The following is a 13,189-nucleotide window of genomic DNA, read 5'->3' on the forward strand; positions in this document are numbered from 1 at the left end:
TTTTTGCTTAAATTTTTTCTATTGGTGCAAAGGCGGCTAATAAACGCTTAACTCCTTGTTGAGGAAAAGCAATATCTAACTCCACATCTTTGGCGTTGCCGCTAACTTTTACCACAGTCCCAACACCCCATTTTTTATGTTGAACCTTATCACCAGGATTCCAGTTTTCATTTTCACCGCCAGAAGCCGTTTTGTTCATCACTGGTTCGCGAGTAGCATGTTGGTATTTAGGCTTCATAGTATTTGGATTTGAGGTAAATGGATTATTGAAAGCCGTTTTTGCTTGTGGCTGCATACCAACTGAGTTTAACAGGCTTTCATCAATTTCTGCAACAAAACGTGAAGGTTGATTATACTGCGTTTTCCCATAAAGTGTTCGAGAGAAAGCATTCGTTAAATACAAATTCTCTTCTGCACGCGTAATACCTACATAAGCCAAACGACGTTCTTCCTCTAACTCTGCTTCTTCCATTAATGAACGAGAGAGCGGGAATATCTTTTCTTCCATGCCAATCAAGAAAACGATTGGAAATTCCAATCCTTTTGCAGCGTGTAACGTCATTAACGTTACTTGTGCGCTCTCTTCTTGATAATCATCTAAATCTGATACCAAAGCCAAATCATTTAAGAAAACAGCGAGTTTTTCTTCTGGCGCATCAGCTTCCTCCTCATTTTGAGCTTCATTTCTTTTATCAAACTCTTTCGTAACTGTGCGGAATTCCTCTAAATTTTCTAACCGTGATTCCGCTTCTAAGGTTCTCTGATTTTTTAGATCATCTAAGTACCCCGTTCTTTCTAAAACTTGATCAACTAAATCAGTTACTGGAAGATAAGCAATCATCTCCTGAAACTGTGAAATCATAGTTCCAAATTCACCAATCATTCGACTTGCTTTACCAGAAATATTGGCTAGATCAACATTTTGTGCCGCTTCTACCATAGACCAATCATGCATTGCAGCAAAATTTCGTAATTTCTCAACTGAAGCTGCACCAATTCCCCGTTTTGGCGTGTTAATTACACGTTCAAAACTAACGCCATCTCTTGGGTTATTGATGATGTTCAAGTAAGCAATAATATCCTTGATTTCTTTACGATCATAGAATTTATGGCCACCTACCATAGTATAAGGAACATTTGATTTAACTAAAGTGTCTTCAATCACGCGTGATTGGGCATTGGTTCGATACAATACTGCGAAATCATTATAGCTACGATTATTGCTTTGAATTTCTTCTTTAATCTTTCCTACAACGAACTGAGCTTCATCTCGCTCGCTATCTGCACGATAGTAAGTAATTTGTTCACCCGTCTGATTGTCTGTCCAAAGATTTTTATCTCGGCGATTGCTATTGTTTTTAATAACCTGATTGGCGGCGTCTAGAATACTTTTGGTTGAACGATAATTCTGTTCTAACAAAATAACCGTAGCATCGTTATAGTCTTTTTCAAAATCCAAGATATTCTGCATATCCGCTCCACGCCAGCCGTAAATACTTTGATCTGCATCTCCCACGACACATAAATTACGGAAACGTGCTGCCAACATATTTACTAAAGTGTATTGTGCATGGTTGGTATCTTGATATTCATCTACATGCAGATAATGAAATTTATTTTGATAATAAGTCAATACTTCCTCGTTCTCTTCAAATAAACGAATCGTGTTCATGATCAAATCGTCGAAATCCATACTTTGATTGTTTCGAAGTGCTTTTTGGTAGGCATCATAACAGCGAGCAACGATTTCCTCAAAAAAAGACCCTTGACGCTCTGCATAAGTTTCCGGAGTCAATAATTCATTTTTTGCATTGCTGATTGTTCCTAGAATCGATCGAGGATCATATTTCTTTGGATCAACGTTTAACTCTTTCAATATCCGTTTCATTAGCGTTAGTTGATCTGACCCATCCAAAATTGTAAAATTTCGATCATAGCCAATCGCATCTACATCACGGCGTAAAATCCGCACACACATCGAATGGAAGGTCGAAACCCACACGTCGTTGCCACCCTGTCCTAAAATGCCATTGACACGTTCCTTCATTTCTCTGGCGGCTTTATTCGTAAACGTAATTGCTAAAATATTCCACGGGTTAACATTTTTTTCTTCTATTAAATAAGCAATACGGTGGGTTAAAACTCTCGTTTTACCACTTCCTGCTCCTGCCATAATCAGTAATGGACCTTCGGTATGAAGTACCGCTTCTTTTTGTTTAGGGTTAAGTCCTGCTAACAACTCTTGTTTGTTTGGCATGCAAAACGTCCTTTCTATATTCAATCTTTTTTATTATAGCATCTCAGAAAGTTTCGCGACACCAGCAACATTTAAAAAAGCGAATTCATTGATTCATCCTTGTTTTTCTCATAGATTCGCGCTAAATTTAATAATGGTATGGAGGGAAAACATGAAGAACGAACATGAAATCAAACGTTTAGATAGTACGAAAGTTATTTTCATCTTAAAAGGAATCCTAATCGGAGCGATTGCCGGAATTATTGTTAGCTTATTCCGTCTACTCATTGAGGAAATGATGAATCATCTAGTGGCTCTTTATTTGTGGTTCCGTATCAATCCAATAGGGTTGATTCCTTGGACTCTTGTAATGATTATATTCGCCGTTGTCGTAGGATTCTTGATAAAATCAGAACCAAATATTAAAGGGAGCGGAATCCCACAGGTTGAAGGAACTTTGCAAGGAGAAATCAAACTAAATTGGTTTTCAATTCTTTGGAAAAAATTTGTTGGTGGCGTCCTATCTGTAGGATCAGGCCTTTTCCTTGGACGAGAAGGTCCTTCTATCCAGTTAGGGGCAATGGTAGGTCAGGGGTTCGGTGAATATACAAAAGCCTCTACTTCTGAAAAGAAAATATTTATTTCTAGCGGTGCAGCGGCTGGGCTAGGCGCTGCCTTCAATGCTCCTATCGCCGGCCTATTATTTGTAATTGAGGAAGTTCATCATCACTTCTCCCCTTTGATTTGGTTAACCTCGTTAACAGCAGCATTGACTGCAAACTTAGTTTCATTAAACTTTTTTGGTTTAAAACCAGTCTTATTCATCGCGGACGTTCCTTCATTGCCGTTAAAATATTACGGACTGCTGATTCTTCTTGGAATTATATTAGGGGTACTTGGTTATGTGTATCAAATTGTACTTTTGGCATTGCCTCAAATTTACAAAAAAACTCATTTGCCCGAGCATCTTTACGGGCTTATCCCGTTCCTATTGATTATTCCTATTGCTTACTTTTTCCCCTATTATTTGGGTGGCGGGAATCAAATTGTTTTAGCTATTGGAGAAAATAGCTTTCCCATAACTGTATTGATCTTTCTATTTTTCTTACGGTTTCTTTTTTCTATGATCTCTTATGGAGCGAACCTTCCAGGAGGAATTTTCTTACCAATCTTGACTTTAGGAGCATTGATCGGTGGGATTTATGGAACTATCTTACATCAGTGGTTTGGTTTAGATTCCCTCTTGATTCGAGACTTTGCAATTTTTGCTATGGCTGGATATTTCACCGCAATTGGTAAAGCCCCGTTAACAGCCATTATTTTGGTCACTGAAATGGTGGGAAATATTACACACTTAATGCCGTTAGCGGTTTGCTCACTGACAGCCTACGTTGTGAACGATTTATTAGGTGGCAATCCAATCTACGAATCTTTACTTGAACGTTTACTTAACGGTCATCTTCCAAGTATTACTGGAAACAAAACAATCATTGAATTTCCTGTTACGGCTGAAAGTACGTTGGATGGCACAATGGTTCGAGATTTTAATTGGCCGAAAGAAATGTTGTTGATTTCAATTAGACGAGGATCAACAGAAATCTTAACACACGGTGATACTGTGATGAAGGTTGGTGATCTTTTGATGATCTTAACAGATGAAGGCTATACACAAAAAATTAAAAAACAGATTCGTGAACGGTCAGATGCAGCAATAGCAAAAAAACAAGACAAAGCAATACGAGGATGAGCTTAAGCTCATCCTCGTATTTTATTAGCTAATTTTTCGTTTACATAGACAGATACTTGTCCATCATTTACTGGAAATATTCCTTGACCATTCTCATCAAGGACAATTTTTGCTTCATTATTTCCGAGTAGATCAACAAAGGTTTCCCCTTCATGAATGGCACTAATAGTCATTTCTTTTTCTCCACCATTGGCATTGGTCATAATGATTGCAGCTCCAGACTCAGTATCATCAAATCCACCTGTTAAAGTCCAGCCAATAACGTTTGGGTCATCAAAATAGTCCGCTTGGTTGCCAAAGTTCAATTCTTCTCTTAATTTAATCAACGCATTCAATCCTTCACCAACAGCATCTGCATTTTCTGTTCCGTAAAGATCTCCCCAAAAAACTACTGGTGTTCCTTCATTTCTCATTAAAATTAAGCTATAGGCATGTAATTTAAACCAACCTTCTACCCACGATTCTAAGCTTTGTCCATGCTGCGTATCATGGTTGTCCACAAATGTAACAGCCCAATCAGGACGCGTTTCAATCAAAGTACCAGTAAAAATTTGTCGCATATCAAACTCGCCCATTGTAGAAGCTGCTTGAAATAAATTAAAGTGCAAGGGAACATCGAACAATGAAATCAAATTGCCGGATGAATCCAGATATTCCTGCAATTTATCCAACTCATCAGACCAATATTCACCGACAACGAAAAGCTGCTCCCCTTTTTCTTCACGGCGATGTAACAGCCAGTCAACAAATAGGTCAAATCGAATGTGCTTCACTGCATCTAACCGATATCCATCAACATCTGTTAACGCCTGATACCACTTCCCCCACTTATCTAACTGATCAATGGTTTCAGGGTTTTCCATGTCCAAGTTACATCCCATCAAATAGTCAAAGTTGCCATTTTCATCGTCAACTTTTGGTTCCCAGCCTTTATCGGCAAAATTAAAGATTGCATGGTCTTTTTCACGCGCATCATAATCAACACCCGAAAAGTTTTTCCAAGTCCACTGATAATCATTGTATTTACCTTGTCTTCCGGGAAAAATAAATTTTGTCCAAGCTTCTATTTCTTCCTCTCCCGAACTTGGTTTAGTTCGGTCGTCAAACTGATAAGCAACAGCTGAAACAACTTCCGTTTCATCCGCACCCATGAAGTGATCAAAAACGATATCTGCGTAAATCTTCAAACCAGCCTTTTTCAATGCAGTAATACTGCTCAAATACTCTTCTTTCGTGCCATACTTTGTTGCAATGCTTCCTTTTTGATCAAACTCACCTAGATCGTATAGATCATAAGTGCCATACCCGACATCGTTCGCCCCTTCAGAGCCTTTGTAGGCCGGTGGCATCCAGATCGCATTGATTCCCAAATGACGTAATTCTTCTGCTCGCTCAGTCAATGTTTTCCAATGGTTTCCGTCCGCCGGAAGATACCATTCAAATCCTTGTAAAATTGTTTGTTTTCCCATAACCTTCACCTCTACTTCTATCATACAAAAAATGAGAGTTCTTTCATAATATGACGAATCAAAACACACTCTTTAAATGTTTTTGACTGATTTTGACTGTTTATGGTTGAAACACAAAAATACTTATGGTATTATTTCAAATGAAGGGGGATTGAAAATGCTTACAGAAGAACGACATAGAAAAATTATTGAGCGGCTTGAACGTGATGGATTAGTAAAGTCACAGGATTTAGTACAGTGGTTAGACTCTTCTGAATCGACTGTCCGAAGAGATTTGCAAGAGCTAGAAGATTTGGGAATCCTAGAACGTGTACATGGCGGAGCAAAACGACCTCAACATTTAGAACAAGAATTAGGTATGTTCGAAAAATCATCCAAAAACGTTCAACAAAAAAAATTAGTTGCTAAGTATGCCGTTGAATGCATCGCTGAAGGCGACGTCATTTATTTAGACGCTGGTACTACCACTTCGGAAATGATTCCTTTTTTGAAAGAGTGTACTGTTACTGTTGTGACAAATTCCGTTGGTCTTGCTGCTCGCCTAGTTGAAGCGAAGATAGCCACAATTGTATTAGGTGGACGTATTAAATTAACAACGGATGCAGTTGTTGGTTCACAAGCTTTAGAACAGTTAAAACAGTATCGTTTTAATAAGGCCTTCATGGGAATGAATGGTGTGCACATTGATAGCGGATACTCTACACCTGATCCAGAAGAAGCGATTCTTAAAAGAGCGGCTATCCAACAAGCCGAAGAAGCATTCGTACTAGTTGATCATAGCAAATTCAACCAAACTAGTTTTGTCAGTGTCGCACCTTTGTCAGCTGCTTCAATTCTCACAGATACCTGTCCTTTGGTTATTCATGATCAAATCACAGAGCAAACTACCCTAAAGGAGGTTTCTGTATGATTTATACAGTAACACTAAACCCATCAATCGATTATATTGTCCATGTCAATCAACTGGCAATTGGTGACGTCAATCGCATGAAAAGCGACTTGAAATTACCTGGAGGTAAAGGAATCAACGTATCACGAATTTTGAAACGAATTAACAATGATTCTACGGCTCTGGGTTTTCTTGGCGGATTTACCGGACGCTTTATCAACGAGTGGATGGAACGCGAAACAATTAAAACGAAATTTACACCTGTAGCTGATGACACGCGCATTAATATCAAACTAAAAGCAAATGAAGAAACTGAAATCAACGGTCAAGGTCCAAAAGTCTCTATTGAAGAGATGACTGCATTGAAAAAAGTTTTAGAGCATTTAACTTCAGAAGATATTGTGGTGTTATCTGGAAGTAAACCCGCAAGCATTCCAACTGGTTTTTATCAAGAATTAATTGAAATCATCAAGGCCCAAGGTGCCTCATTTGTCATTGATACTACTGGTGCTGACTTGATGGATGCTTTGGAGAAACAACCTTTACTAGTTAAGCCAAATAATCACGAATTGGCGGATTTATATCAAACAACCTTTAGTTCCGTTGAAGATATTTTCCCATTCGGTCAACGCTTATTAGATGAAGGAGCTCAACATGCACTAGTTTCAATGGCTGGTGATGGGGCTTTATTATTTACTAAGGACGGGATTTACCGTTCCAATGTCTTAAAACGCCCAGTCAAAAATTCTGTTGGCGCAGGAGATTCGATGATCGCCGGTTTTGTAGGAAACTTTACTAAAACGAAAGATCCTGTCGAAGCCTTCAAGTGGGGGGTCGCATGTGGCAGTGCAACTACTTTTTCAGATGATTTAGCAACTGCTGAATTTATCCAAGAATTATTACCAGAAGTACAGATCACAAAAGTAAAGGAATCTTGATTTGCCCTTCTGTTAAAAAATATGTATTAATTTAAAATTTGGAGGAATTATAATGGACATTAAAGATTTATTGATCAAAGATGCCATGATCATGGATTTGCAGGCAACCACTAAAAAAGCTGCAATTGATGAAATGGTTCAAAAAATGTATGATGCTGGTCGAATCTCAGATATTGATGTTTATAAAGATGGGATTTTGGCACGCGAAGCCCAGACATCAACAGGCTTAGGTGACGGGATCGCAATGCCCCATGCTAAGAACAGTGCCGTTAAAGAGGCAACCGTTCTTTTCGCTAAAAGCAAAACAGGTGTTGACTATGAATCTCTAGATGGTCAACCTACGTTCCTATTCTTTATGATTGCCGCTCCAGAAGGTGCAAACGATACTCACCTTCAAGCATTAGCTGCGCTATCAAGATTATTGGTTGATCCAGATTTTGTTGCTAAATTAAAAGCGGCCGAAACACCTGATCAAATCCAAGAAACTTTTGATACTGCTGAAAAGGCTAAAGAAGCGGAAGAAAAAGCAGAAGCTCAGGCGGAGGCAGAACAAAAAATCAAAGATACAAACCGACGTTATCTCGTGGCCGTAACAGCCTGTCCTACTGGTATTGCTCACACCTACATGGCAGAAGATGCTTTGAAGAAAAAAGCAAAGGAACTGGGCGTTGATATCAAAGTTGAGACAAACGGTTCAGAGGGAATCAAACATCGCTTAACAGACGAAGACATTGCTCGTGCAGATGGCGTTATCGTCGCTGCTGATAAAAAAGTTGAAATGAATCGCTTCAGTGGAAAAGAATTAGTTAACCGTCCTGTAAGTGATGGGATTCGTAAACCAGAAGAATTGATCAACTTAGCATTAAGTGGTAAAGCACCTGTTTATCATGGAAGCGGCGAAGATACTTCAGCCAATGAAGAAAAAAGTGATAACGGTACTTTAGGTCAACGCATTTATAAAGACTTGATGAATGGTGTATCACATATGCTGCCATTCGTTATCGGTGGCGGAATCATGATCGCATTATCATTCATGATCGATCAATTTATGGGCGTACCTCAAGCAGAACTTGCTAATTTAGGAAATTACAACCAAATCGCTAGCTGGTTCAACCAAATCGGCGGAGCAGCATTTGGCTTTATGCTACCTGTTCTTGCAGGTTTTATTGCTTCAAGTATTGCTGATCGTCCTGGCCTAATCGCCGGCTTTGCTGCTGGTGCTTTAGCGAATGCTGGAGGCGCAGGTTTCTTGGGCGCATTAATCGGCGGTTTCCTAGCTGGTTATGTCATCATTTTCTTGAAGAAATTGTTTAAAAACTTGCCTAAATCACTTGAAGGAATCAAAGCGATTCTTTTCTACCCCTTCTTTGGTTTAATGATTACTGGTTTCTTAATGCTCTTGGTAAATGTACCGATGAAAGCAATCAATGATGGCTTAAATGGGTTCTTGACTGGTCTAAGCGGATCAAATGCTATTTTGCTAGGCGCTTTACTTGGTGGGATGATGGCAGTCGACTTAGGTGGACCAATTAATAAAGCTGCCTATGTATTTGGTACTGCAACTTTAGCGTCCTCTGTTGCTCAAGGTGGTTCAATCGTCATGGCCGCCGTTATGGCCGGTGGGATGGTTCCCCCATTAGCTATTTTTGTCGCTACTCGTCTATTCAAAAATAAGTTTGAAAAGAGTCAAGTAGATGCTGGTTTAACAAACATCGTTATGGGACTCTCATTTGTTACTGAAGGAGCAATTCCTTTTGCAGCAGCTGACCCAATTCGAGTAATTCCGAGTTTTGTTGTAGGTTCAGCTTTAGCTGGCGGCCTAGTCGGTGCTGTCGGCATCAAATTGCTGGCTCCCCACGGAGGAATCTTTGTTGTCTTATTATTAAGCCATCCATTACTTTATCTTTTATTTATTGCTATTGGAGCAATCGTTTCAGGTGTTATTTACGGATTAGTAAAAAAACCTGTAGCTTAAAAAGAAGGCTACTCTCAAATTGAGAGTGGCCTTCTTTTTTCTACAACCAGCGATCCTTTCTGCGGGCACGAACAGGCTGAGGTTTTGGTTTAATCGTAAACAAAATCATACCAATAAAGAACACTGCAATAGACAACGGAATCTCCAATGACGCAAGTGGCAACATAAAAATTATTCCAACAATCAATAAGCAACTACCCATAATCTTGATATATCTTCGATCCATAAAAACCTCTCCTTTCTCAAATTGAGAATCTACTTTCAAAAAATAGAATTTCAATATTTAGACACTTGAAAAGGCAACATCCACGAATTATCAAATTTCCAGTATATCCAATTGATTTTTTGCTGACACTTTTTTTTGATCAATAAATGAGACAATTAGGTGCTTCGCTTCTTTCTCTAAAGAAAAGGTGAGTGAATCATTTTTACGACTAACCTGATGAATCGTCATATCCTTTAAAGCACCTTTTAGTTCCTCCAAAGGAAAATCTAAAAATGCTTTTTTGGGAATGAATAATTGCAGTACAGCAGTATAATCTTTGTACCGCATATCCTGTATCTCAAATTCGATAGAATCACGGATATAATATTCGAATGCGGCCAGTCCCTTATCCAATGTCAGTTCAGGATACAAGATATGATAATTCATCATTCGTTCACTCTCATCATCAATCCAAGGAAAATAAGCTAAAGCGTTTAGTCCTCCCTTCATTCGATTCACACGGTATTGATTCGTCAAAAAATTATAGGTCCGTGTTACAAAATAAGAAGCATCACTTTTCTTGGTCGGTTGAAACTGTTCATTTTGATATTGGACGGTTTGAATTACAGTATCCTCAAAAGCAAATTCAATGTAGGGCTGTTTTAACAATCCTACACCATTCGTATAAGACAATTGAGAAATTCCCAATTGATCACGAAATAATTGTTGGAACCGCAAATTGGCTTCTTCCTTCCATTGAAATGGATCCTTGTATAGCTCAAAAAAAACTCCCTCACCTAGCTCGGTTACTTTGTCCACTTGTTGAATCTCAAGCAGTAACTGTTTTGCAAAAAGTTTTTTGTATGGATCTCCTAGGAATAACCACCAGCAAGCAGTAAGACAAACCCCTTTATAAAAAACGTCATAACCAGGAAAAGCATTACAATCTACCACAACATCTCCATTTAGTCCCTTCATTTTAGGCAAAGCACTCGTCTCTTCAGCCGTTTCAAATGAACGACGTTTAGATAGCTCACTTGTATTATGATAGAGGTATTCTTCATAGGAACGGATATAAGCAAAGAAACCGTGTTCAATTAAGCGCGATTTTAGATAATCTAAATAGACATTCTCCCAATAATAAAAATTCTGTTTAACAAGAATAGATTTTTCAAAAAGTGTATCCCCCAGTAAGTGAACAGTCATTTCCTCATCTTGGTTTTTTAATTGAAGCCAGTAATCTTCTTTTGTCCCAAAAGCATTAATTGTACGCTGTAAATAATCTGGATCAAAGGCCTGTTCTTTCCCATTAATCAACATTCTGTCTGGTTCCAGCAATAGACGACTCATAACTAACCAATCTTTGGTCTTCAACTGAATATCGGCTTGCTTTAAATCGTAAAGCTGGCTGACACTGTAAATCTTTTGATTATTCTCCATTGCTTTCCCCTTTCTCATTACTCTATTATAATTATATCTTAAAGATTTAAAAAACCCTATGAAATTGATTACTAAATGTAAAAAAATTGTATACTATAATAAACTATGTTAAAACTGAAATGGAGGTGTTCAAATGGGACTAAAATTTGAAAAAACCGATGATTTAGATAAGTTGTTTGAATCATTTGTCGTTGATCCAGATAAAAAAGTACAAAAAGACGAAGACATTCAGAAGTTCTTAAAACCAAAAACTGAACAAAACGATAAAAAAAAGGATCAGGCTTAAGCCTGATCCTTTTCGATTGCAGCTTCGATGGCCGCCCATGCTTCTTCTTTTCCTTTTTTTGTTTCAGATGAGAAAAGAATGAAGGTATCATTTGGGTCGAAATCCAACTTCTTCTTGATAGCACTCGTATGCTTATTCCATTTTCCACGAGGAATTTTATCTGCTTTAGTTGCCACCACAATCACTGGAATCCCATAGTACTTCAGAAAATCGTACATTTGAATATCTTCTTTACTAGGATCATGACGCACATCTACTAACGAAACTACCGCACGTAATTGTTTGCGTGAAGTAATATATGTCTCAATCATTTCTCCCCATTTTGCTCTTTCTGTCTTCGAGACTTTTGCATACCCATAACCAGGAACGTCCACAAAATGCAAAGCATTCTCAATTAAGTAGAAATTTAACGTTTGCGTCTTCCCTGGTTTACCTGACGTTCGCGCTAAATTTTTACGATCAATCAGTGTATTAATAAATGAAGACTTCCCAACATTGGAACGCCCCGCTAAGGCGATTTCCGGCAAATCAGTTTCGGGATATTGTTTAGGTGAGACTGCACTAATAACAATCTCTGCATTATGAACTTTCATATTTTCACGCCTTTCAAAAAGGGCTCACAAATTAATTTGTGAACCCTCAACACTTGCTAACCTGCTTTTTTCTTATCATTATGATACTCAATAATTGGTTTGCCAGAACCCTCAACAGAGTCTTTCGTCACGATTACTTTTTCAATTGATTCATCTGAAGGAATGTCGAACATTACATCCATCATAACATCCTCAATAATTGATCGCAGACCACGAGCGCCCGTATTTCGAGAAATGGCTTTGTCAGCAATTGCACTTAATGCATCCTCATCAAATGTTAGATCCGTGTCATCGTATGAAAGTAATTTTTGATACTGTTTAACTAATGCGTTTTTAGGTTCTGTTAATATCCGAACTAAGTCTTCGGTTGTTAATTTCTCCAATGCTGTCGTAACCGGTAATCGTCCGATAAATTCTGGTATTAAACCGAATTTCAGCAAATCTTCAGGAATAATCTGCTGCATCACACTCGCATCTTCATCAATCTTTTTGTTGTTCTTTCCAAATCCAATGGTTTTTTCACCTAAACGGTTTTTCACAATTGTTTCGATACCATCGAAGGCTCCGCCAACGATAAATAGAATGTTCGTTGTATCGATTTGGATAAATTCTTGATGAGGATGTTTGCGTCCTCCTTGCGGTGGTACACTAGCAACTGTTCCCTCAAGGATCTTAAGCAAAGCTTGCTGAACTCCCTCACCTGAAACATCACGAGTGATCGAAACATTTTCGCTTTTACGAGTAATTTTGTCGATTTCATCAATGTAAATGATTCCTTTTTCAGCACGTTCAACATTATAATCAGCAGCCTGCAAGAGCTTTAATAAAATGTTTTCAACATCTTCACCAACGTAACCCGCTTCAGTTAAACTTGTTGCATCTGCAATAGCAAATGGTACGTTCAGCGTTCTAGCTAATGTTTGTGCCAAGAACGTTTTTCCGGAACCGGTTGGTCCAATCAAACAAATATTGCTTTTCTGTAATTCTACTTCGTCGATACCATCATTTTCAGTATTTACTCGCTTATAATGATTGTACACTGCAACCGATAATGCTTTCTTCGCCCGATCTTGACCAATAACATATTGATTTAAAACATCCAATAGTTCTTTGGGCTTTGGCACATCAATAAACTCACGAATAGCTTCCTCATGGAATTCTTCATCTATAATTTCTTTACAAAGGTCGATACATTCATTACAAATGTAAACGCCTGGACCCGCAACGACTTTTTTTACTTCCTCTTGGGTCTTTCCGCAAAATGAACAGCGAACTGTTTCTCCTGCGCCTGTGCTCTCATACATGGCTGTCACCTCTTGTTTCATTCTCTACAAGTGTTTCCACGATTGCAGTCTTTATCTATAATAACATAAAGCATTAAAAAGACAAAGAAACCAATTGCAAATAAAAA

At 38.3% G+C, this 13,189-nt stretch carries 11 protein-coding genes; 5 read left to right on the top strand and 6 right to left on the bottom strand.

From position 1 onward, the window contains the following. Positions 1 to 7: 7 nt before the first annotated feature. Entirely contained in the window at positions 8 to 2,257 is a 2,250-nt protein-coding gene (gene pcrA / locus J9537_RS08435) for a DNA helicase PcrA (protein ID WP_218255682.1), read from the bottom strand. 151 nt (positions 2,258 to 2,408) lie between these two features. Between pcrA and J9537_RS08440 the strand changes: the two genes are divergently transcribed. Then, positions 2,409 to 3,983 (top strand): ClC family H(+)/Cl(-) exchange transporter, encoded by a 1,575-nt coding sequence (locus tag J9537_RS08440; RefSeq protein ID WP_218255684.1) that lies wholly within the window; start codon positions 2,409 to 2,411, stop codon positions 3,981 to 3,983. 8 nt (positions 3,984 to 3,991) lie between these two features. Here the strand turns inward: J9537_RS08440 and J9537_RS08445 are convergent, their stop codons facing one another. Beyond that, entirely contained in the window at positions 3,992 to 5,452 is a 1,461-nt protein-coding gene (locus J9537_RS08445) for an alpha-amylase (RefSeq protein WP_218255685.1), read from the bottom strand. Between the two features lie 157 nt (positions 5,453 to 5,609). On the opposite strand from J9537_RS08445, the gene J9537_RS08450 reads away from it, so the two are divergent. From J9537_RS08450 to J9537_RS08460, 3 genes are read left to right on the top strand one after another with little or no spacing between them, the layout of a single operon-like run. Next, positions 5,610 to 6,362, top strand: a complete 753-nt coding sequence (locus J9537_RS08450; protein ID WP_218255687.1) for a DeoR/GlpR family DNA-binding transcription regulator — start codon at positions 5,610 to 5,612, stop codon at positions 6,360 to 6,362. Next, a complete protein-coding gene (gene pfkB / locus J9537_RS08455; protein WP_218255689.1) occupies positions 6,359 to 7,279 on the top strand; it encodes a 1-phosphofructokinase in 921 nt (306 codons plus the stop codon). Before J9537_RS08450 ends, pfkB begins: the two co-directional genes overlap by 4 nt. 52 nt (positions 7,280 to 7,331) lie before the next feature. Next, positions 7,332 to 9,254 carry a PTS fructose transporter subunit IIABC gene (locus tag J9537_RS08460; RefSeq protein WP_218255691.1) on the top strand — a complete coding sequence of 641 codons (1,923 nt, stop codon included), beginning with the start codon at positions 7,332 to 7,334 and terminating at the stop codon, positions 9,252 to 9,254. A 40-nt stretch (positions 9,255 to 9,294) separates the two neighbouring features. Here the strand turns inward: J9537_RS08460 and J9537_RS08465 are convergent, their stop codons facing one another. Next, positions 9,295 to 9,480 (bottom strand): hypothetical protein, encoded by a 186-nt coding sequence (locus tag J9537_RS08465; RefSeq protein WP_010744995.1) that lies wholly within the window; start codon positions 9,478 to 9,480, stop codon positions 9,295 to 9,297. A 90-nt stretch (positions 9,481 to 9,570) separates the two neighbouring features. Then, complete coding sequence (locus tag J9537_RS08470) at positions 9,571 to 10,899, bottom strand: hypothetical protein (protein ID WP_218255693.1); 1,329 nt, start codon at positions 10,897 to 10,899, stop codon at positions 9,571 to 9,573. Positions 10,900 to 11,032: 133 nt separating this feature from the next. Here J9537_RS08470 and J9537_RS08475 point away from each other — a divergent pair, with 133 nt between their 5' ends. Then, the gene (locus tag J9537_RS08475) at positions 11,033 to 11,185 is read left to right on the top strand and encodes an SPJ_0845 family protein (protein WP_010744997.1); all 153 of its coding nucleotides are present in this window, start codon (positions 11,033 to 11,035) and stop codon (positions 11,183 to 11,185) included. Here the strand turns inward: J9537_RS08475 and yihA are convergent. Both yihA and clpX read right to left on the bottom strand, forming a co-directional pair. Continuing rightward, complete coding sequence (gene yihA, locus J9537_RS08480; RefSeq protein WP_010744998.1) at positions 11,182 to 11,778, bottom strand: ribosome biogenesis GTP-binding protein YihA/YsxC; 597 nt, start codon at positions 11,776 to 11,778, stop codon at positions 11,182 to 11,184. The genes J9537_RS08475 and yihA overlap by 4 nt on opposite strands. 56 nt (positions 11,779 to 11,834) lie before the next feature. Continuing rightward, entirely contained in the window at positions 11,835 to 13,082 is a 1,248-nt protein-coding gene (clpX, locus tag J9537_RS08485) for an ATP-dependent Clp protease ATP-binding subunit ClpX (protein WP_010744999.1), read from the bottom strand. Positions 13,083 to 13,189: the final 107 nt, after the last annotated feature.

This window comes from Enterococcus raffinosus (assembly GCF_019175485.1).
GTDB classification, from domain to species: Bacteria; Bacillota; Bacilli; order Lactobacillales; family Enterococcaceae; genus Enterococcus_A; species Enterococcus_A raffinosus.

Bases quoted from the DNA above. Each gene is read 5' to 3' on its own strand.
- pcrA (WP_218255682.1), bottom strand. From the start codon at position 2,257: ATGCCAAACAAACAAGAGTTGTTAGCAGGACTTAACCCTAAACAAAAA.
- J9537_RS08440 (WP_218255684.1), top strand. From the start codon at position 2,409: ATGAAGAACGAACATGAAATCAAACGTTTAGATAGTACGAAAGTTATT.
- J9537_RS08445 (WP_218255685.1), bottom strand. From the start codon at position 5,452: ATGGGAAAACAAACAATTTTACAAGGATTTGAATGGTATCTTCCGGCG.
- J9537_RS08450 (WP_218255687.1), top strand. From the start codon at position 5,610: ATGCTTACAGAAGAACGACATAGAAAAATTATTGAGCGGCTTGAACGT.
- pfkB (WP_218255689.1), top strand. From the start codon at position 6,359: ATGATTTATACAGTAACACTAAACCCATCAATCGATTATATTGTCCAT.
- J9537_RS08460 (WP_218255691.1), top strand. From the start codon at position 7,332: ATGGACATTAAAGATTTATTGATCAAAGATGCCATGATCATGGATTTG.
- J9537_RS08465 (WP_010744995.1), bottom strand. From the start codon at position 9,480: ATGGATCGAAGATATATCAAGATTATGGGTAGTTGCTTATTGATTGTT.
- J9537_RS08470 (WP_218255693.1), bottom strand. From the start codon at position 10,899: ATGGAGAATAATCAAAAGATTTACAGTGTCAGCCAGCTTTACGATTTA.
- J9537_RS08475 (WP_010744997.1), top strand. From the start codon at position 11,033: ATGGGACTAAAATTTGAAAAAACCGATGATTTAGATAAGTTGTTTGAA.
- yihA (WP_010744998.1), bottom strand. From the start codon at position 11,778: ATGAAAGTTCATAATGCAGAGATTGTTATTAGTGCAGTCTCACCTAAA.
- clpX (WP_010744999.1), bottom strand. From the start codon at position 13,082: ATGTATGAGAGCACAGGCGCAGGAGAAACAGTTCGCTGTTCATTTTGC.